Source organism: Chryseobacterium sp. UYP7, from assembly GCF_056279225.1.
Genome location: NZ_JBWBQW010000002.1, coordinates 660,841 through 679,660 on the forward strand (window position 1 = coordinate 660,841; position 18,820 = coordinate 679,660).

General features: G+C 37.3%; 20 protein-coding genes and 1 pseudogene. 10 read left to right on the forward strand and 11 right to left on the reverse strand.

Translation table 11 applies throughout. From position 1 onward, the window contains the following. The first annotated feature begins 20 nt into the window (after nucleotides 1-20). Nucleotides 21-1,235 (forward strand): hypothetical protein, encoded by a 1,215-nt coding sequence (locus tag ACZ9HT_RS07370; protein WP_476039820.1) that lies wholly within the window; start codon nucleotides 21-23, stop codon nucleotides 1,233-1,235. 62 nt (nucleotides 1,236-1,297) lie between these two features. On the opposite strand, the gene ACZ9HT_RS07375 is transcribed toward ACZ9HT_RS07370, so the two are convergent. From ACZ9HT_RS07375 to ACZ9HT_RS07390, 4 genes are all read right to left on the reverse strand, one after another. Further along, entirely contained in the window at nucleotides 1,298-1,585 is a 288-nt protein-coding gene (locus tag ACZ9HT_RS07375) for a barstar family protein (protein WP_476039821.1), read from the reverse strand. Between the two features lie 148 nt (nucleotides 1,586-1,733). Then, nucleotides 1,734-2,258, reverse strand: coding sequence for a ribonuclease domain-containing protein (locus ACZ9HT_RS07380; RefSeq protein WP_476039822.1), 525 nt, complete (start codon nucleotides 2,256-2,258; stop codon nucleotides 1,734-1,736). Nucleotides 2,259-2,350: 92 nt separating this feature from the next. After that, nucleotides 2,351-3,142, reverse strand: coding sequence for an NAD(+) synthase (gene nadE / locus ACZ9HT_RS07385; RefSeq protein ID WP_476039823.1), 792 nt, complete (start codon nucleotides 3,140-3,142; stop codon nucleotides 2,351-2,353). Beyond that, complete coding sequence (locus tag ACZ9HT_RS07390) at nucleotides 3,143-3,691, reverse strand: GNAT family N-acetyltransferase (RefSeq protein WP_476039824.1); 549 nt, start codon at nucleotides 3,689-3,691, stop codon at nucleotides 3,143-3,145. 44 nt (nucleotides 3,692-3,735) lie between these two features. Here ACZ9HT_RS07390 and gldB point away from each other — a divergent pair, with 44 nt between their 5' ends. Next, nucleotides 3,736-4,716 carry a gliding motility lipoprotein GldB gene (gldB, locus tag ACZ9HT_RS07395; protein ID WP_476039825.1) on the forward strand — a complete coding sequence of 327 codons (981 nt, stop codon included), beginning with the start codon at nucleotides 3,736-3,738 and terminating at the stop codon, nucleotides 4,714-4,716. 118 nt (nucleotides 4,717-4,834) lie between these two features. Next, a complete protein-coding gene (gldC, locus tag ACZ9HT_RS07400; RefSeq protein ID WP_476039826.1) occupies nucleotides 4,835-5,161 on the forward strand; it encodes a gliding motility protein GldC in 327 nt (108 codons plus the stop codon). Nucleotides 5,162-5,238: 77 nt separating this feature from the next. Here gldC and ACZ9HT_RS07405 read toward each other — a convergent pair whose 3' ends face one another. Next, nucleotides 5,239-6,687 carry a GLUG motif-containing protein gene (locus ACZ9HT_RS07405; RefSeq protein ID WP_476039827.1) on the reverse strand — a complete coding sequence of 483 codons (1,449 nt, stop codon included), beginning with the start codon at nucleotides 6,685-6,687 and terminating at the stop codon, nucleotides 5,239-5,241. 196 nt (nucleotides 6,688-6,883) lie between these two features. Here ACZ9HT_RS07405 and ACZ9HT_RS07410 point away from each other — a divergent pair, with 196 nt between their 5' ends. The 4 genes from ACZ9HT_RS07410 to ACZ9HT_RS07425 all read left to right on the forward strand — a co-directional run bounded on the left by ACZ9HT_RS07410 (nucleotide 6,884) and on the right by ACZ9HT_RS07425 (nucleotide 9,455). Beyond that, nucleotides 6,884-8,023 carry a cystathionine gamma-synthase gene (locus tag ACZ9HT_RS07410; protein ID WP_476039828.1) on the forward strand — a complete coding sequence of 380 codons (1,140 nt, stop codon included), beginning with the start codon at nucleotides 6,884-6,886 and terminating at the stop codon, nucleotides 8,021-8,023. Nucleotides 8,024-8,092: 69 nt separating this feature from the next. Then, complete coding sequence (locus ACZ9HT_RS07415) at nucleotides 8,093-8,596, forward strand: DinB family protein (RefSeq protein WP_476039829.1); 504 nt, start codon at nucleotides 8,093-8,095, stop codon at nucleotides 8,594-8,596. Between the two features lie 2 nt (nucleotides 8,597-8,598). Then, on the forward strand, nucleotides 8,599-9,075 hold the full coding sequence (locus ACZ9HT_RS07420; protein WP_476039830.1) for a GNAT family N-acetyltransferase: 477 nt from the start codon (nucleotides 8,599-8,601) through the stop codon (nucleotides 9,073-9,075). A 2-nt stretch (nucleotides 9,076-9,077) separates the two neighbouring features. Beyond that, entirely contained in the window at nucleotides 9,078-9,455 is a 378-nt protein-coding gene (locus ACZ9HT_RS07425; RefSeq protein WP_476039831.1) for a YchJ family protein, read from the forward strand. A 14-nt stretch (nucleotides 9,456-9,469) separates the two neighbouring features. Here the strand turns inward: ACZ9HT_RS07425 and ACZ9HT_RS07430 are convergent, their stop codons facing one another. After that, a complete protein-coding gene (locus ACZ9HT_RS07430) occupies nucleotides 9,470-9,718 on the reverse strand; it encodes a VF530 family protein (protein WP_476039832.1) in 249 nt (82 codons plus the stop codon). 71 nt (nucleotides 9,719-9,789) lie between these two features. Then, entirely contained in the window at nucleotides 9,790-10,809 is a 1,020-nt protein-coding gene (locus tag ACZ9HT_RS07435; protein WP_476039833.1) for an LLM class flavin-dependent oxidoreductase, read from the reverse strand. A gap of 218 nt (nucleotides 10,810-11,027) precedes the next feature. Here ACZ9HT_RS07435 and tnpA point away from each other — a divergent pair. Continuing rightward, a pseudogene (gene tnpA, locus ACZ9HT_RS07440) lies at nucleotides 11,028-11,470 on the forward strand (IS200/IS605 family transposase). A gap of 287 nt (nucleotides 11,471-11,757) precedes the next feature. Next, complete coding sequence (locus ACZ9HT_RS07445; protein WP_476039834.1) at nucleotides 11,758-12,306, forward strand: L-threonylcarbamoyladenylate synthase; 549 nt, start codon at nucleotides 11,758-11,760, stop codon at nucleotides 12,304-12,306. A gap of 338 nt (nucleotides 12,307-12,644) precedes the next feature. Here the strand turns inward: ACZ9HT_RS07445 and ACZ9HT_RS07450 are convergent, their stop codons facing one another. Together ACZ9HT_RS07450 and ACZ9HT_RS07455 are read right to left on the reverse strand one after the other, a co-directional pair. Beyond that, entirely contained in the window at nucleotides 12,645-14,786 is a 2,142-nt protein-coding gene (locus tag ACZ9HT_RS07450) for a S9 family peptidase (RefSeq protein WP_476039835.1), read from the reverse strand. Nucleotides 14,787-15,036: 250 nt separating this feature from the next. After that, nucleotides 15,037-15,738, reverse strand: coding sequence for a phosphatase PAP2 family protein (locus tag ACZ9HT_RS07455; protein WP_476039836.1), 702 nt, complete (start codon nucleotides 15,736-15,738; stop codon nucleotides 15,037-15,039). A gap of 202 nt (nucleotides 15,739-15,940) precedes the next feature. Between ACZ9HT_RS07455 and ACZ9HT_RS07460 the strand changes: the two genes are divergently transcribed. Continuing rightward, complete coding sequence (locus ACZ9HT_RS07460) at nucleotides 15,941-16,450, forward strand: YceI family protein (protein WP_476039837.1); 510 nt, start codon at nucleotides 15,941-15,943, stop codon at nucleotides 16,448-16,450. 70 nt (nucleotides 16,451-16,520) lie between these two features. Here the strand turns inward: ACZ9HT_RS07460 and ACZ9HT_RS07465 are convergent, their stop codons facing one another. Further along, complete coding sequence (locus ACZ9HT_RS07465) at nucleotides 16,521-17,129, reverse strand: hypothetical protein (RefSeq protein WP_476039838.1); 609 nt, start codon at nucleotides 17,127-17,129, stop codon at nucleotides 16,521-16,523. 19 nt (nucleotides 17,130-17,148) lie between these two features. Beyond that, nucleotides 17,149-18,777 (reverse strand): acyl-CoA carboxylase subunit beta, encoded by a 1,629-nt coding sequence (locus ACZ9HT_RS07470; protein ID WP_476039839.1) that lies wholly within the window; start codon nucleotides 18,775-18,777, stop codon nucleotides 17,149-17,151. Nucleotides 18,778-18,820 lie beyond the last annotated feature (43 nt).

Consider the following 18,820-nt stretch of genomic DNA (forward strand, 5'->3'; position numbering starts at 1 on the left):
AATCTAATAAAAATTATCCTATGAAAAAGAATTTTTTAAATGCAGCATTTTGCTTAACATTACTGGCTTCGGCAACAGTTGCAGTATCCTGCAGTTCCAATGAAGATGATGTGGTAGAAGTTTCCTCATCAACCATCGACCCGGCGAACTTCAAAGGTTCTATCGCAACCGGTACAACCGTAACTTTGGATCCGACAAAAACGTACAAACTTAACGGGAAACTTTTGGTTGAAAACGGCGCAACATTAATTATTCCGGCAGGAACAAAAATCGTAGCAGAACAAGGAGCAAACTATCTGATCGTTGATCGTGGCGGAAAAATATTTGCGAACGGAACCGAGACAAATCCTGTAATTTTGGAAGGTGCACAGCATAATCAGGGTTACTGGGGCGGAATTGTAATTCTAGGAAACGCACCTTCTAACAGAAGTGCATCCGGAACTTCGTCATCAGAATTAGGTGATCTTGTTTATGGTGGTACCAATAAAATGGACAATTCTGGATCGCTAAAATATTTGGTAATCAAAGACAGTGGATTTAAATATAATCCAGATAAAGAATTTAACGGACTTTCTCTTTTCGGCGTGGGCAGCGGAACTACCGTTTCCTATGTATCGATCATCAACGGTGCAGATGATGGTGTAGAATTTTTCGGTGGAAACGTAAATGCAGATCACTTAGTGGTAATTGGTAATGGCGATGATTCTGTAGACTGGACGGAAGGATGGCAGGGAAGCGCAAACTATGTTTACGCGGCAAGAAGCAAAGAGTTTTTAAACGCTGCAGAACCTGGAAACAGAGGTGTAGAAGCGGATACTCAAGATAACGATCCCAATACCACCAATGGGAACGGCGTATCTAACCCAACGATCAGCAATATGACTTTGATCGGAAACACTAAAGGTTCAGAATCTCAGGGAATGAAGATCAGAGCAGGATCTAACGGAAAGTTTGACAATGTGGTGATCGCCAATTTCGCAACCGGACTTGACTTTGAAACAGACCGAACTCAAAACTGGTTCTTAGCCGGAAATTACATGACGAATTTTAAATTTGTAAATGTTCCTACCCTTTGGAAAGCAAAAGCAACTGCCGCAATGCCGACTCCAAATCTTTCAGGAGTATTTAGTGTAAATGATGCCGCAATAGGTGCCGGTAACGGAACTGCGCTACCAACTTGGGCAAAAACTTGGTCTGGCTACACGACTTATGATGTTGCCGATGCAGGAAACTAAGCAGTAAAATATCAAAATAAATTTTTCATTAAACAAACCATTTTTATTGATGGTTTGTTTTTTTATTCCTCATCTTCATATTGAAGCAAATAGTAGGAAAAACTAAAATCCTCCAATTCTTCATCTGCGTCTTCTAAAGTCACCAACAGATCCTCGAAAATTTCAAGCTGTTCTACACTCAAATTTACAAATTCGATATGCAGCGGAAGTTCTGTAAATCCGGTAATAGAATCGTAAAGTGCATCTAAATTGTCACCAAACGTTTCCGGCAAGTTCATTTTTTCTTTTAATTGCGTATAAAAATCTTCGTAGTCCCCAAGATCTGTAAAGTCGATGTATATTGTTTTCATAGTTTGAATGTTTGGTGTTGGATGTTGGATGTTGGATGTTGTTTAAGGAAAATCTAAGTTTTATTAGGGTTTAAAACAATATTCACTTTGCTCTTTTTACTTTTTCCCTGGCTCTTCTTCCCTTTTTCCTGGCTCTTTCTTCCTCTCCTTACTTCTTCTCAAAAGTCTTATAATGATCTTTGGTTAAAAACACCTCGCCATTTTGGGTGTAAACGATTCGGTCTGCATTTCGGTTACCGCAGTTATAATTGACGTCGGCTTCATAATACTGTTCTTTTTCGGGAAGTTGTTTTTCTCTGTTGCTAAAATGGTCGCCGCCAATTGCTTTTCCGGGTAAAACGTCGCAAAGATTTCCTTTAGTGGGAACCCAGCCACTTTTCTTCGCTTCAGATTTTGTTATATAGTAATCGGGTAAATGTCGGGTAGCTTTCACGTAATTGATGACTTTATCTTCATTGGTCAGTTCATCAATATTCTCCGGATTTTTCGAAGTAGAAGGATTTGAAGTTGCTTCTTTGCCATCGTTTGATTGATTATTTGAAGCAACTTCTGTAGTTTGAGTTTCATTATTTTTTTTCTCCAGTTTATAATTTTGAAAAAAATACATGACGAGGAAAGCAGTCAACAATCCAATGATAAAAAAAAGTCCGAGTTTGATATTTTGTCTGTTCATAGTTTAGTTGGTAGTTGGTACTTAATAATTTCCGATTAAATAAAATCTTAATTCACCATTTACTTGGCTCTTTTTACTTTTTACTTGGCTCCTTATTCCCGCCATTCTTCCGGGATATCGCAAACCGGAATGGGCTGAATTTTATGTTGAGCTGCTTTGTTCATTCGACTGAAGATCTTGAAAACCTCCAGATCTCTTCCGGAATAATCGGCTTCTGATTTGCTGCCCCATTCTTTCTGAATTTTCTCCAGTTCCGGATAAGTCGCGCCGATCTGCTGTTCATCCGTCCGTTCCGTATCCCATAAACCGTCGGTTGGAATGGCATTTTGAATAGATTCTACAAGATCCAGTGATTTTGCCAAAGCGTAAACTTCCGTTTTGTACAAATCGGCAATCGGGGAAACATCTACTCCACCGTCGCCATATTTCGTGTAAAAACCGACCCCAAAATCTTCCACTTTATTTCCGGTTCCACACACCAGTAGTCCGTTGATTTGTCCGTAATAATATAAAGTCAGCATGCGTAATCGAGATCTGGTGTTTGCAAAAGCCAGTTTTTCTGCCGGAAATTCTGCATCGCTAACATCGAAGGTTTTATAGAGTTCTTCAAAAGCCGGTGTTAAATTGACAGATGTTGCTTCGACATTCGGGAAACGCGATTTCAAATGATTCATATGTTCCCAGGCACGGTTTACTTCCTCTTCTTTTTGCCGAATTGGCATTTCGATAAGTAGCGTTTTTAATCCGGTCATTGCACAAAGCGTGGAAACTACTGCAGAATCAACACCACCGGAAACTCCGATAACGTACCCTTTTACATGTGCGTTTTCGGCATAATCTTTCAGCCAGGAAACTATTTTTTCTGTTATTTTTTCTGTTTGCATTTAATTTTTACTAAAGTTATTTTTATCCAGTTCGTACCAATAACAGGTTGCATTGTCTAATTCATCGATGAAGATTCCTTTGCACTCAAAACCTAATTTATCTTTTAATATCTTATTAGAATCAATATTCTTAATGTCAGCACAGGCATAAATTCTATCTAAATTCATCTTGTTGAAACCATATTCTAAAACTGCAATTGCCGATTCTGTTGCAAATCCTTTTCCCCAGGATTCGGGTAGAAAGCGATAGCCTAATTCATAAACATTTTTGAAACCATTCAGAGGTTCAGTCAATAATTTTAAACCACTCCAACCAATTAAAAGATCAGATTCTTTTTCGATCACCGCCCATCTTGCAATACCATTTTCGGAGTACTGTTTTCTGATTTTCCGGATGGTATCGACGGATTCTTCTAATTTTTTGACTGGTTGAACGCCAATATATTTCATCACTTCCGGATTACTGTCGAGCAGAAAAATTCGGTCTACATCATCAGAAATAATTTCTCTTAAAATAAGTCTTGGTGTTTGGATGAAGATTTTTGCCATTAATTTTCCTTATTTTTGCATTTCTTAAATCTGATGTAAAAATAATGAAGTTTTTTAGATATTTAACAGTCACAGCGATTTTCCTTCTCGGATTCATTTCCTGTAAAAAATCCACCGAAAATCTTTGGAAAGTGGAGATCACAAATCCCGCTCAAAAAGTAGAAGTGGTTGATATTTCTAAAGAATTTTATGCTGTTAATGTTCCTTTAGAAAATTTTAAGAAGCAATATCCCTGGTTTCAGGGCACGGTTTCTAACGAAGATTATGCGATAAGAAGAACGGATCCCGAGGAAACGAAAATTTATAAAGAAGCTATCGCAAAAATTGATATTCCAAAACTGAATACCGAACTCACCGATCTGTTTTCGCATATTAAATATTATTTTCCCAATTTTAAAGAACCCAAAGTTTTTCTTTATTCCTCGGTCTTACAAGGCGTAATGGAACCCATTTTTTATCAGCCAAAAGAAAACATGATCTTTATTGATATTACGGGTTTCATGGGTGAAAACAATCCGAACTACAAAGGTTTAGAGCAGTATTTCCAGAACTCTATGAATCCAACCAATATTGTACCGAAAGTTTCTCAGATCATGGCTGAAAATTTTGTAGAACCCAATACTGATCATCAAAAATTTATCGATGAACTGGTTTACAATGGAAAAATAATGACGCTGCAGGATGCTTTCCTTCCGGACTTTCCGGATTATCTGAAAATGAATTATACTCAGAAACAGTACGATTGGGCAAAAGAAAACGAAGTAAATATCTGGAATTTCTTTGTAGAAAACAATCTGGTTTTTAGTGATGATATTCGGTTGAATGAGCGGTTCATTAAACCCGGACCTTTTTCAAAATTCTACACCGAGATTGATAATGAATCTTCGCCGCAAGTTGGAATTTTCGAGGGTTGGCAAATCTGCAGAAAATTCTTTCAGGAAAAACCTGAGGTGAAACTTTTGGATTTCTTAAAACTGAACGCACAGGAAATCTTTAATCAAAGCAATTACAAACCGAAAAATTAATTGAAAATCTAAATTTTGGAAAGCAAAACACTTTCCAGCCCGACTTGAGCGGATACCGATGTAAAATCGGGAGGGAGCGGAAGGCGGAAATGCTGGCCAAAAAAAAATTAAAAATATTATGAAAAAGACTCAAATTACAATAGACATCGAACTGGATGAGAATCATGTTCCGGAAAAAATGATGTGGAATGCGCAGGATGGCGGCATTGAAAAAGAAGAAACCAAAGCAACTATGATCTCCGTGTGGGATGATAAAAAAATGGAAGCTTTAAGAATTGATCTCTGGACAAAAGAAATGCCTGTAGATCAAATGAAAATGTTTATTCACCAGATCTTTGTTTCTTTAGGAAGTACTTATGAAAGAGCGACGGGCGAAGAAGATGTTGCGGCCTGGATCGTAGAAATGGCGGAAGAATTTGCGACCAGATCAGCAATCAGAATGTAATTCAATTACACCAAATCAGACCAAAAAAAACGTCGTTCCCAATTGGAAACGACGTTTACTTTTATATTAAATTCAATTTATTTCTTCATGAATTTAATGCTTTTGCTTCCTTTTTCGGTTTTTACATTGATGATGTAAATTCCTTTTTTCAGGTTCGCAACATTAACTTCTTTCTGAGTTCCTTTGGTCGTCATTTTTCCAGACATTTCTATGATCTCGTAAGAAACGTTGTTTGCAGAAGTAATGATCTTCAGGTAAGAATTCGCATTAGTTGGACTCACCTGAATATCTACATTATTTGATTTTACGTCGGCTGCGGCCAATAAAGGTTGTGTATTTAAATACGGATAACCATCGTTAATCGCAGGATCAACAGACCAAACTCCAGCAGAATTACCGGCGTTTAAAGTTGTTTTAAAAGCATCCGTTTTCATTTCTGAAGTTGGATGCCCCGTAATATCCAGCGTTAATGGCGCTCCCATATAAGCTCCAACCGCGTCGTAAGGTGCATTTGTAGAATCAAAATGCGCATTAGCAACCGTAAGATTCCCCACGGTTCCTACAAATCCACCTGTTGTTGCAAGTAAATTTACCGTTCCTGTAGAATATACATTTTTGAAATTTCCGGTACTTTGCGCAGAACCGTAAAAACCACCAACCTGTTCAGCACTGGCCGTTACATTGGAGCGACTGTAAGAATCTTCAATTCTATTTACTGTTGCAGGTCCAAAAGCGAACGTTACAAATCCCGAAAATCCACCGATGATGTATTGTCCTGAAACAGTACCCTCACAATATGATTTTGAAATTAGTGAGTTATTCCAGGATGTTCCTGCAAATCCACCCACTTGATTTACGCCGACAACGCTGCCCGAAGCGGAACAGTTCGTTACTTCCGAATTGGTAAGAACACCACCCGTAAATCCACCTACATTGTAAGAGGTTAATACAAGATCTACATTTTTAACATGGCAGTTTTCAGCTTTACTGTTCGTTGAAATATTTCCGATAAATCCACCGGAAGTATCGCTTCCGTAAATTTGAGACCCGTCCAGCGTTAAATTTTTAACGGTTGCTGTAATGAACTGCCCAAATAATCCTAACCAATCGCCGCCTGGTCTGTTAATCTGCAGTTGACTGATCGTTTTAAAATTACCATCTACATTTCCTGAAAATGGATTGTTGTTGTTGTAACCAATTGGATCCCAGAGGTGTGCAGATAGGTCGATATCGGCCATCACTTTAAAATTCTTGCCGATCATTTTATTTCCGGCTTTCACCAATTTCGCAAGTCCTGCCAATTCTTCGGCGGTAGAGATCTGAAAATTAACATCGGTAGCATTGTACCAGCTTGTATCTGCAAAATCGCTCCAGTTTGTTGTTGGAAATGCTGCTAAAAAAGCAGGCTTTGCAATACTCTGTACCACTGCTCCTTTGGGGAGTTCATTTGGTGACTTTGCTTCCTGTGCATTAAAAAATGAAGTGGTGATTACTGCGATCGCCATAATAGTAATTCTTCTTTTCATAAAACTTTTTTAAATTAGATGCATAAATACAAATTATTTGGCGACTGAACCTGTGAAAAATAGCTTTTAGTTTGCAAAATGCATGAATTTCACAAAGATTAAAATCAAAAAAGCCCACCAGTAAGCAGTTTCAGATTTTTAGAAAGAATTACCTTTGTATCTTTGCACTTTATAATTTAATTCAAATTTTAAGATCATGAACTTCAATACCAAAGTAATACACGGTGGCCAACACCACGAATCAGCAACAGGATCTGTGAATGTTCCAGTATTTTTAACCTCCACATTTGCTCAAAAATCTCCGGGAATTCATTCCGGGTATGAATATTCCAGAGCGGCGAATCCGACAAGACAGGCTTTGGAAGACAGCTTAGCTTCTATCGAAAACGGAGCAAGAGGTCTGGCTTTTGGTTCTGGATTGGCAGCGATCGACTGTGTTCTAAAATTATTAAATCCGGGCGACGAAATTGTGGCTGTTGATGATTTATATGGTGGAACTTACAGAATGTTCACCAGACTTTTTGAAAAATATCAATTGAAATTTACGTTTGTAAGTTTTGATGACGTTTCAAAAATCTCCGATGTTATTACTGACAAAACAAAATTGATCTGGCTGGAAACTCCAACAAATCCACTAATGAAACTGGTTGATATAAAAGCAGTGACCGATCTGGTAAAAGGAAAAGGAATTTTGGTTGCGGTTGATAATACCTTTGCCACGCCTTACCTTCAACGTCCTTTGGATCTGGGAGCCGATATCGTGATGCATTCTGCTACGAAATATTTAGGTGGACATTCCGATGTTATCGCAGGAGCTCTGGTTGCAAAAACTGCGGAATTAGGTGAGCAATTGCATTTTATTCAGTTTGCAAGTGGTGGAATTTTAGGTCCGCACGATTCCTACTTAGTTTTAAGAGGAATTAAAACATTGGCTTTAAGAGTTCAGAGACATTCTGAAAACGGACTGGAAGTTGCGAAATATCTGGAAAAACATCCAGCAGTAGAAAAAGTTTTTTATCCCGGTTTAAAATCTCATCCACAATATGATCTGGCTGTAAAACAAATGCGTGATTTCGGAGGAATGGTTTCCTTCACCTTTAAATCCGGTAAAAAAGAAGACTCCATCAAATTTTTAGAAAAGTTAAAAGTTTTCACTTTGGCAGAATCTTTAGGTGGTGTAGAATCTTTAGCAAATCATCCGGCATTAATGACACACGCTTCTATACCTGCAGAAAAGCGGGCAGAATTAGGAATTACCGATGATCTTGTTCGGTTGAGTGTTGGAATTGAAGACCAGGCAGATTTGATCGCAGATTTGGAAAAAGCGTTCAGTTAATCGGAAAATTTTTAAAAAAACAAACCTTCAAGTTTCGAAAAGCTTGAAGGTTTTTTTATACTTTTGAATATGACAGAATTTCAAAAATATATTCGAAGATATCTCGATCTGGTTCCGAGTGAGAATTGGTTGGGCGAATTGAAAAATTCCGCAGATCAAACATTGGAATTGTATGGAAAACTTTCAGAAGAACAATCTAATTTCGCTTATGCAGCAGGAAAATGGACGTTGAAAGAATTGCTTCAACATTTGATTGATGCAGAACGAATTTTCATTTATCGTGCCTTAAGATTTTCGAGAAATGATCAAACTGAATTGGCTGGTTGGGATGAAGAATCATACGCGAAAGAATATTTTCTGGATCAAGTTTCATTGAAATATTTAATGGAAGAATTTGACTTTTTGAGAAGATGTAATATTCAATTTTTCAGAAATTTAAATCAAGAAATCTTTTCCAGAACAGGAGTTGCAAATAAGAATGCAATTTCTGTAGAAACAATTGGGAAATTAATTGTCGGACATAATATTCACCACCTCAACATTATTGAGGAAAGATATTTACCAAAACTATAAAGATGCAAAGGATAAGAAAAGCTGTTATTGATGATTGCTCTGAATTAAGTATTTTATTTGATGAATACCGAGTTTTTTATCATAAAGAAAGTGACGTAAAAAGCGCAGAAATCTTCCTGAAAGAAAGAATTCAAAATAAAGACTCCGAAATCTTTGTCGCTGAATTCGAGGGGAAACTCGCGGGATTCGTTCAACTTTATCCGATTTTTTCTTCTACAAGAATGAAAAAATATTGGCTTTTAAATGATTTATATGTGAACGAAAATTTTCGCGGAAAAGGTTTTTCAAAACAATTAATTGAGGAGGCAAAAAATTTGTGTCGTGCAACTTCTGCTTGTGGAATGTTTTTGGAAACGGGAAAAAACAATGACATTGGAAATCAGCTCTACCCCAGTTGTGGCTTCGAATTATATGATAGCACGAATTTTTACGAATGGTCAAACATCGAAGAACAGGAAACTGTAAAAAATAGTTTTTGAAGATGAATTGTCCCTGCTGTTCCGGAAAATCTTACGAAGAATGTTGCAAACCTTATCACATTGGGGAAAAACATGCGCCAACTGCGGAAACTTTAATGCGTTCAAGATTTTCTGCTTTCGCCATTCCGAACGGGGAATATTTAATGGAGACGACTTTACCGGCAAAAAGAAAACTTCACAACAAAGAAGATTTGCAGGAATGGGGAGAAATCAATAAATGGAAAAAACTGGAAATTGTTCAAAAACCAACTCTAAACCAGGTAGAATTCAAAGCGCATTATCAAGATGAAAAAGGAAAGATGCAAATTCATCACGAACTTTCAGATTTTCAGCAAATCAATGCCCGGTGGTATTATGTTTCCGGGGAATTTCTTGACTAGAATTTAGATGAAAATTACTCATTTAACTTCTCCGCTTTCTTTTTCTGTCTTAATACATAAACATACAAGCTTTCAACTTTCGTTCTTGCCCAATCTGTTTTGCGTAGAAATTTCAAAGATGATTTGATGCTGGGATTATCTGTAAAACATTTGATGTTGATTTGCTTTCCCAACTCTTCAAAACCATTGTAATAATCAACCAGTTCTTCTAAAATCGTATCGAGGCGTTTTCCATGAAGCGGGTCTATTGCTTTTTCGTACATAATGGGTAAAAGTAGGAAATTTCATTTTGAATTAAAAAAATTCCATCGAAAAATTTCTGATAGAATAATAATTATCTCACTTCCGGCGCAACTTTCTCTCCAAACAATTCAATCGATTTCATCATTACGTCATTTTCCGGTGCTCCGACATCCATGTGATCAATAAATCTTGTAATTCCGAAGATCTCTTTCATATAAGAAATCTTCTCAGCAACTTCTGAAGTATTTCCAATGAACAATGCGCCGGCTTTTGCTTTGCCGGCTTCGTACTGCATTTTTGTGTAAGGCGACCAACCTCTCGTCGCACCTATTCTGTCCATCTGAGATTGATAGTTGTGAAAATATCCGTCGATCACTTTCTGATCCTCGCTTACAAAAGTGTGAGAATGAATGGCGATCTGCATTTTAGCCTTATCGTGACCGGCAGCAAGATATTCTTGTTTGTAAAAATCAACGAGACTTTTAAACTGAATTGGCATTCCGCCAATGATGGCCACAACTAAAGGCAATCCCAGTTTTGCGGCACTTAAAAAGGATTGTGGCGTTCCACCAACCGCTCTCCAGATGGGAATTTTTCCTTTGTTTTTGGCTCTTGGATAAACAGTTTGATTTTTCATGGGAGCACGAAGTTTTCCTGTCCAGGAGACATTCACACCGGAATTTATTTTTAATAACAAGTCTAATTTTTCTTCGAAAAGCTGTTCGTAATCATTTAAAGAATAGCCATACAAAGGAAATGATTCTATAAAACTTCCGCGACCGATAAAGATCTCGGCTCTTCCGTCTGAAATTAAATCTAACGTAGCGAAATCTTCATAGACTTTTACAGGTTCGGAGGAACTTAAAACCGTTACGCCACTGGCCAGTTTAATACTCTTTGTGATGCTTGCAGCCGCCGCCAATACTATTTCCGGAGAAGAAACGGCATAATCCGCACGATGATGTTCACCTATTGCAAAAACATCAATTCCAACCTCATCCATTAATTTAATCTGCTGAAGAATTTCCCGGAGTTTGATCCCGGCTTCTTTATATTTGCCGGTATTTTGGTCGAACGCTAAATCGCCAAACATTCCTATTCCCAATTCCATTTTTTTTGATTTTTTGATGAAACAAAATTACGGTAATTGGTATTTAAAAGTATTGATGAATGGTAAGAACGGCTAGAAAATTCACAGAAGAAGGATCTAGAAATATTTCTATATTTTCTAAGCATAGTAAAAGATCAATAGGAACGGGCTTTAGCCCGTTTAAATTAAAATAAAACGAAATTGGCTTCAGCCAAAACTTAAAATTGATTATTTTTGAAATCAATACGTCATTCATCAAAATCTATATCCATTTAGTTTTCTCAACTCTTGAAAAAAAACCCTTTCTTATTTCAAAAGATTTAAGAGTGAAAGTATGGAAACATATCAAAGAAAATGCGACCGAAAAAGGGATTTTTATTGATATGGTTAATGGATATTCAGATCATTGTCATTGTTTGATTTCTCTCAGCTCAGACCAAAATATTGAAAAAGTGGTTCAGTTAATCAAAGGAGAATCATCGTATTGGATTAATAAAAATAATTAATAAGTGAGAAATTTCATTGGCAGGATAAATATTTTGCGGTTTCTGTTTCGGAGTCTATGATTGAAAAAGTTAGAAATTATATTAAAAATCAGGAAACGCATCATTTGAGAAAAACGTTTTCAGATGAATATTTAGAATTTATGGAGAGCTATAAATTTTCGAATTCTGGCAAATAGGTTTTGGCTAAAGCCAATTGAAATAAATTTCTTATTGAACGGACTAAAGCCCGTTCCTATTGATAGAACTACCATTTTAAAAAATCGTTTTAGGATGAAAATTTATAGTATATGAAAAATATAATTTTACGAATTCTTTATAATAGGTTTTGGCTAAAGCCAATTTACATATCAAAATTAAAGCGGGACAAAGCCCGCACCTATTGATGAATGGTAAGAACGTTGGTAATAATTACTTTCTATTTTTAATTACTTTTGCAATAGACAATTTTTTTTTAAAATTATTCATGGAAAAAATCATAGGGACTTTAAAATCAGGCGGAACCATTCTTTATCCTACGGATACAATTTGGGGAATAGGATGCGACGCAACAAATATCGAGGCCATCAACAAAATTTTTGAAATTAAAAAACGTGAAAAAAATAAATCGATGATCATTTTGGTTGAAAATGAAAAGCGATTGCAGGATCTGGTGGAAGTTCCCGAAATGGCCTGGGAAATTATGGAACTTTCGGAAAAACCGGTGACTTTAATTTATGACAGTCCGAAAGGTTTGCCGAAAGAATTACTCGCAGAAGATGGAAGCATTGGAATTAGACTGGTCAATGATCTGTTTCTGAAAAAAATTATCACGAAACTGAATAAACCTTTGGTTTCTACCTCAGCGAATTTTAGCGGAGAGAAATCACCGATGAAATTTTCTGAGGTTTCGCAGGAATTAGTTGCGGCGGTAGATTTTGTGGCGGAAGAAGATCATGATAAAGTTTCAGAATATTCGGGATCTTCTGTGATCAGAATCTGGAGTGATGGACGGATTAAAGTGCTGCGGGAATAATTTTAATTAAAACTTATATATTGATGTTCTGCACTTATAGTTTGAACTCCGTTATTATATTGGCCACGAATGCTTTTAACGTAAAGACGCAAAGATTTTGGGACTATCATTGTAAATATTAAGAGCGCAAAGGCGTTTTACTTAGCGAAGGTTGGGAATTTATTTTAATGATTTTTGAAATTTTATAACGAAAAATAAGAATTCCGGAAAATGCTTTTCCGGAATTTTTGTTTCTGATATCAACTTTTTCTTATGAGCGGAACTTGCAGCCCAACTTGAGCGGATCCCGATGTAAAATCGGGAGGGAGCGGAAGGCGGAATTGTCTGCCCAAATAATATTACTTCTTCAAATATTCGTCAAAATAATCGGTCACTTTTTGCATCAAATGAACACGGTCTTTGCCCAAAACGTTGTGCTCGTGGCCAGGATAAACGAAATAATCCATCTGCACTCCATTGTCAACAGCCGCTCTTAAAAACTTGATGGAATGTTGCCAAACCACGACATTATCCTGCGCACCGTGGATCATTAGTAAATGTCCTTTTAAGTTCTGCACTTTATCCAGAAGATTTGCTTGTTTGTAACCTTCGGGATTGTTTTGCGGAGAATCCATATATCTTTCGGTGTACATAATTTCGTACATCTTCCAGTCGATCACGGGACCACCGGCAACGCCAGCTTTAAAAATTTCGGGATATTTCAACATAAAACTCGTGGTCATAAATCCACCGAAACTCCAGCCGTGAATCCCCAATTTATCTGCATTTACATAAGGCAGAGATTTTAAATATTCTACGCCTTTGATCTGATCTCTCATTTCTACGTCACCCAAATGCCGGAAAACGGCTTGCTCAAATTTGAGTCCACGATTGGAAGAACCGCGACCGTCCATGGTAAAAATAATGTATCCTTTCTGTGCCATAAATTCGTACCATAAATTCCCTGATGCCGGAAAACTATCTGTAACCAGTTGTGCATGAGGACCATTATACAAATAAACGATGACAGGATATTTTCGGTTCGCATCGAAATCGGTGGGCAAAATAATTTTTCCGTAAAGTGGTGTTCCGTCGTCTGCGCGAAGCGTCACATTCTTAATTTCCGGACGTTGATATTTTTGCAAAGGATTTTCAGCGGTCAGAATATTTTTAGATTTCTCCGTCGCTGTATTAATTAAATTGATAACTCGCGGCGTAGAAGCGTTGCTGTACACATCGTAAATATGCGACCCGTCTTTGCTTAAGATTCCGGTATGCATTCCAGGAGCAGCATCTAATTTCTGGGTTTTAAAATCGACCCAATTTACTTTGTAAAGATGTCTTTCTAAAGGTGAATCCTGGGTAGAAGTATAATAAATTTCTTTCTTTTTCTCATTGAATCCTAAAATATCGGTCACCAGCCAATTGCCTTTTGTTATTTGAGCAACCAAACCTTTTTCCAGATTATAATGGAATAAATGGTTGTAACCTGTGCGTTGACTTTGATAAATAAAATCGGTGTTGGAGTTTGGGAAGAATGTTAACTGCGTTTGTGGTTCCACATATTCCGCAGACTTTTCCTCGAAAATAGTTTTCATTAAATTTCCGGTAGAAACACTGTATTGATTCATCTGCAAATCATTTTGATCACGATTCAGAACGCCAACAAAGATCGATTTCGAATCGGGATTCCAGGTAATCGAAGTGAGATACTGCTCCGGATCACCTTCAACATTCAGAAACAATTCTTTATTCGTTTTTATATCATAAATTCCCAAAGTAACATGGTGCGACGGCGTTCCAGCCATTGGATATTTAATATTGTGATTTACGGCGGGAGTGACGCTCCAGTCGATGATCGGATAAGAAGTGACCATGCTTTGATCCATTCGGTAAAAAGCAATCTGGGAATGATCAGGTGAAATAAAAATTCCTTTTGTAATGCCGAATTCTCTTTGATGAACGGCTTGTCCGTTTACGATGTCTTCATTCTTATCATCGGTAATCGCAGTAATTTTACCGTTTTTATTTAGATAAAGGTTGTTTTTAATAGTATAAACAAAACCCTGATTATTACTGAACATTTCGGTATTTTCTGCATTTTCATCCAGGGAAATCCAGTCTTTTATTTTCCAGTCTTTTCCACTTTTCTCGATCCAGAAATATTTTGAATCCCGAGTGAAATATCCTTTATCTTTATTAATGAAAGTAATTCGGGGAAAGGTTTTCAGAATTTGATCTCCGGAAAGATTTTTATTTAACTGAGAAAGAGAAACCAAAGTATCCTGTTTTAAACTCGGAACTTCTGTGATCAGATATCCGTTTTTAACGCTTTGATAAAATGATTTGTTATCGTCACTCCAGGAAAACTGGGAGATATTTTTTACGGCCAGATTACTGCGGAGACCGTTTACGGCTTCGGCGATGGTAAATTTCTGGGTCTGCGAGAAGAGAAAACTTCCCGTGAAGAGGAAAAACAGGGTATATTTTGAAAATTTCATTGCTTAAAATTAGATCGCTAAAATAGGAAATTAAAATTACCTGTTAAAAAATGTTAATTCGTTTTGGAGATACGACTTTTAATGGAGGTGGAATAATGGTCACGAATGCAAGAATTTGTTTGGTTGGGAAGTTAATTTGACTTTAAGATTGATAAGTCGAAGATCTCATTTTACAATTTGAAACTTTTATGGTGGAAAGAAGATTGTTATAATTTCTGAATTCATGGCAAAGAAATGGAGATCACCAAATTTATTTTTGATAGATCACTCCGGCGAACGGATCCTGCTCCGATTTTGTTTGATTCCATTGGTATTGATGCGTCCAGTAGGCGACTTTCATGGAGAGAATTCCGAGACCAGCACCGAAAATCACATCTGAAATATAATGTTTGTTATTTGCCATTCGCATGACACCAACTCCGGTTGCAAGGCCGTAAGAAACGTAAGGAACCCATTTATATTCCTCGCCATATTCGATCGAAAGCATGGTCGCTCCTGCAAAAGCATTCGCAGTGTGGCCAGAAGGGAAAGAATACGCAGTTCCATCGGGACGGGTTTCCTTCAACGTTTTCTTCAGAATATAAACCATTCCAAGATTGATGATCTGACCCTTAATTAAAATGGCTGTCCGATTTTGCCAGTCTGTTCTCGGTTTCATTCCCAACCACTCCAATCCATAGATCGCTACAAAAGGCGCAAACTGAGCGTAATCGTCTAAATGATTTTCAAAGCCAAAAAGATGTTCATTTCTTTCTTCTACCACTTCTTTCTTCAACGATTCTTTACCACGACCATCGGCAATAACGCCGGAAACCATTAATCCTACAGGAACATAAAGCTTTTTATACTGGAAACCGAACCGTTTGTTATCCGGCTGTAAACTGTCTTTTACCTGCGCAAAATTCCAGCAGAACAGATTAGAAATCATCAAAAAAAGTAGGGCTTTTCTCATCGTCATAGTTTCCTTCAAATGTAGGAAAATGAAAATCGTTTGTGTTAAACCTTATTAGGTATAACGAAGTGAGTTTTTTAATGAAGTAAATTCGAAAAAAAATGCGAATTGTTCATTTCTTAACTTACATCAAGGTACAAAAACTGTAATCGAAGGTATCTTTGTACCATCAAATTTAATAACAACAATTAAATAAAAATTTATGAGCACAAAATGGAACCTAGACCCGACTCACAGTGAAATTACTTTTAAAGTAAGACACATGATGATTTCTAACGTAAAAGGTAACTTCAATAGTTTTAATGCAACTTTGGAAAGTACTGATGAAGATTTTAAAAATGCAAAAGTTCACGCAGTAATCAAAACCGATTCTGTAAATACAAACAATAATGATCGCGATGTTCACTTAAAAAGTCCGGATTTTTTCAACGCTGAAGTAAATCCTGAAATTACTTTCGAATCCAGCGCTCTTAACGACGGAATTACGGGAAATTTAACTTTGAACGGCGTTACAAAACCGATTGATTTAGCTGTTGATTTTGGTGGGATCAACGTAGATCCGTGGGGAAATACAAAAGCAGGTTTCTCTTTTGAAGGTAAGATCAACAGAAAAGATTTCAACCTCAACTGGAACACCGCGTTGGAAACTGGCGGCGTAATGGTTTCTGATGAAGTAAAGATCGCCGGAGAATTACAGTTTGTAAAAGGATAAAAACTTCTCTATCAAAAATAAAAAAGTTCACCTCATTCGGGTGAACTTTGTTTTTTATTACGTTTTCAGTTTAAAAAAAATACCAGAAATTAGTATCATAAGATTTAGAAATTTTCTTGGTGCAGCGGTCAAACATGACTTGCAGTTCGACATTATCGATGACATTTCCATTTGAGAAATCGAACTGCGGTTTCTGATCAGATGAAACTTTTTTCGCACCGCCTCTGTAAGTCACGGTCCATAAATAAGTATATTTCTTTTCCGTAGTTTCCGGTTCGAAAACCACTTTGTCGTTGGCTACACGAATTTCTTTAAAAGCTTCTACCGGAATGTCGCATTTCAAAATGTCACCGGCGAGAATATTAGTAGTTGGCGCAATCACCTTTACCGCTTTTTTACATTTTAACTTTCCATTTTTATTGTCTATTTCCAGAGCGAGAACTGCCTCGCCGGGCACGGCACCTTTTAAGGTAATTTCGCTTTGATGCGTATCATTTTCCAGAAGAACTTTTTGATCCTGATACATCCATTGATAACAATCGGTACAGGAATCTTCATTCCCCGTTGCTGTGTAAACCTGCCGTTCCCCGACCTGAAGCTGATCCGCACCAGTGATGAAACATTGAGAAAAAGCAAAACTGAAATTCAGCAGTGCGATGATTAATAGAATTTTTTTCATGATTGTGTGTTTTAATATATTAAACCTGAATAACTCCTAAATTAAATTTTTCCGTGATCGGGGCATGATTCGCCGCTTCAATTCCCATAGAGATCCATTTTCTTGTATCGATCGGATTAATGATCGCATCCGTCCACAATCTTGCCGCCGCATAAGTAGGTTCGGTTTGTTTGCGATATTTTTTAGAAATGGTATCTAAGATTTCCTGGTGTTCTTCTTCCGAGATTACCTTTCCCTGTTTTTTCATTGTTGAAGTTTGAATCTGGGCTAAAACTTTCGCAGCCTGACTTCCGCCCATTACTGCAAGTTCTGACCACGGCCAGGCAACAATTAATCTTGGATCATAGGCTTTTCCGCACATGGCGTAATTTCCGGCACCGTAAGAATTTCCGGTGATCACGGTAAATTTCGGAACCACAGAATTCGCAACAGCATTTACCATTTTTGCACCGTCTTTAATAATTCCACCCTGTTCAGATTTAGAACCCACCATAAATCCGGTAACATCCTGTAAGAAAAGCAACGGAATTTTTCGTTGATTACAGTTCGCAATAAATCGCGTGGACTTATCCGCAGAATCAGAATAGATCACGCCGCCAAACTGCATTTCTCCTTTTCCGTTCTTCACGAGTTTTCTTTGATTTGCTACAATCCCTACACTCCAGCCATCGATTCTTGCCGTAGCGCAAATAATAGATTTACCGTAATCACCTTTGTATTCTTCATATTCGGACTTATCGACCAAACATTTTATAATGTTAAAAGTGTCGTATTGATCGCCTCTTGAAACCGGCATGTGTCCAAAAATATCTTCAATGCTTTCTTTGGGTGGAAAACTTTCGGTGCGGTCGAAACCTGCCTTGTCATAATCCCCAATAGATTTCATGATATTTTTAATGCGATCGAGCGCATCTTTGTCGTCTTTCGCTTTATAATCTGTTACCCCGGAAATTTCGCAGTGCGTTGTGGCACCACCTAAGGTTTCATTGTCAACAGATTCACCAATAGCAGCTTTCACCAAATAACTTCCGGCTAAAAATATAGAACCGGTCTGATCCACGATCATCGCCTCATCACTCATGATCGGCAAATAAGCGCCACCTGCAACACAACTTCCCATCACCGCAGAAATCTGAATAATTCCCATCGAACTCATTTTCGCGTTATTTCGAAAAATACGTCCAAAATGTTCTTTATCTGGGAAAATTTCATCCTGCATCGGAAGAAAAACTCCAGCAGAATCAACGAGATAAATAATTGGCAATTTATTTTCCATGGAAATTTCCTGAGCGCGAAGATTTTTCTTGGCTGTTATTGGAAACCACGCTCCAGCTTTTACGGAAGCATCATTCGCAACGACCAAACATTGCTTTCCAGAAACATATCCCATTACCACCACGACCCCTCCACTGGGACAACCCCCTTCTTCCTCATACATTTCATAGCCGGCAAACGCACCTATTTCTATGGATTCGGACTTTTTATCTAGCAAATATTCTACTCTTTCGCGGGCGGTTAGTTTACCTTCATCCCGCTGTTTTTGCAAACGCTTTTCGCCGCCACCTTTTTTTATTTCGGTCAGCAAGCCGTTGATCGCGCTTAATTTTAATTTATTTTGATCTTCTCTTTTATTAAATTCTAAATCCATCGTTAAAAAAAATTTGTCTAAAGATAAGTTTTTTAAAATTATT

Coding starts and splice junctions, on each gene's coding strand:
- ACZ9HT_RS07375 (WP_476039821.1), bottom strand. CDS start 1,585: ATGAAAACAATATACATCGACTTTACAGATCTTGGGGACTACGAAGAT.
- ACZ9HT_RS07405 (WP_476039827.1), bottom strand. CDS start 6,687: ATGAAAAGAAGAATTACTATTATGGCGATCGCAGTAATCACCACTTCA.
- ACZ9HT_RS07430 (WP_476039832.1), bottom strand. CDS start 9,718: ATGTACGAAAAAGCAATAGACCCGCTTCATGGAAAACGCCTCGATACG.
- ACZ9HT_RS07420 (WP_476039830.1), top strand. CDS start 8,599: ATGCAAAGGATAAGAAAAGCTGTTATTGATGATTGCTCTGAATTAAGT.
- ACZ9HT_RS07390 (WP_476039824.1), bottom strand. CDS start 3,691: ATGGCAAAAATCTTCATCCAAACACCAAGACTTATTTTAAGAGAAATT.
- ACZ9HT_RS07455 (WP_476039836.1), bottom strand. CDS start 15,738: ATGAGAAAAGCCCTACTTTTTTTGATGATTTCTAATCTGTTCTGCTGG.
- gldC (WP_476039826.1), top strand. CDS start 4,835: ATGAAAAAGACTCAAATTACAATAGACATCGAACTGGATGAGAATCAT.
- ACZ9HT_RS07465 (WP_476039838.1), bottom strand. CDS start 17,129: ATGAAAAAAATTCTATTAATCATCGCACTGCTGAATTTCAGTTTTGCT.
- ACZ9HT_RS07435 (WP_476039833.1), bottom strand. CDS start 10,809: ATGGAATTGGGAATAGGAATGTTTGGCGATTTAGCGTTCGACCAAAAT.
- ACZ9HT_RS07445 (WP_476039834.1), top strand. CDS start 11,758: ATGGAAAAAATCATAGGGACTTTAAAATCAGGCGGAACCATTCTTTAT.
- ACZ9HT_RS07460 (WP_476039837.1), top strand. CDS start 15,941: ATGAGCACAAAATGGAACCTAGACCCGACTCACAGTGAAATTACTTTT.
- ACZ9HT_RS07450 (WP_476039835.1), bottom strand. CDS start 14,786: ATGAAATTTTCAAAATATACCCTGTTTTTCCTCTTCACGGGAAGTTTT.
- gldB (WP_476039825.1), top strand. CDS start 3,736: ATGAAGTTTTTTAGATATTTAACAGTCACAGCGATTTTCCTTCTCGGA.
- ACZ9HT_RS07470 (WP_476039839.1), bottom strand. CDS start 18,777: ATGGATTTAGAATTTAATAAAAGAGAAGATCAAAATAAATTAAAATTA.
- ACZ9HT_RS07425 (WP_476039831.1), top strand. CDS start 9,078: ATGAATTGTCCCTGCTGTTCCGGAAAATCTTACGAAGAATGTTGCAAA.
- ACZ9HT_RS07370 (WP_476039820.1), top strand. CDS start 21: ATGAAAAAGAATTTTTTAAATGCAGCATTTTGCTTAACATTACTGGCT.
- nadE (WP_476039823.1), bottom strand. CDS start 3,142: ATGCAAACAGAAAAAATAACAGAAAAAATAGTTTCCTGGCTGAAAGAT.
- ACZ9HT_RS07380 (WP_476039822.1), bottom strand. CDS start 2,258: ATGAACAGACAAAATATCAAACTCGGACTTTTTTTTATCATTGGATTG.
- ACZ9HT_RS07410 (WP_476039828.1), top strand. CDS start 6,884: ATGAACTTCAATACCAAAGTAATACACGGTGGCCAACACCACGAATCA.
- ACZ9HT_RS07415 (WP_476039829.1), top strand. CDS start 8,093: ATGACAGAATTTCAAAAATATATTCGAAGATATCTCGATCTGGTTCCG.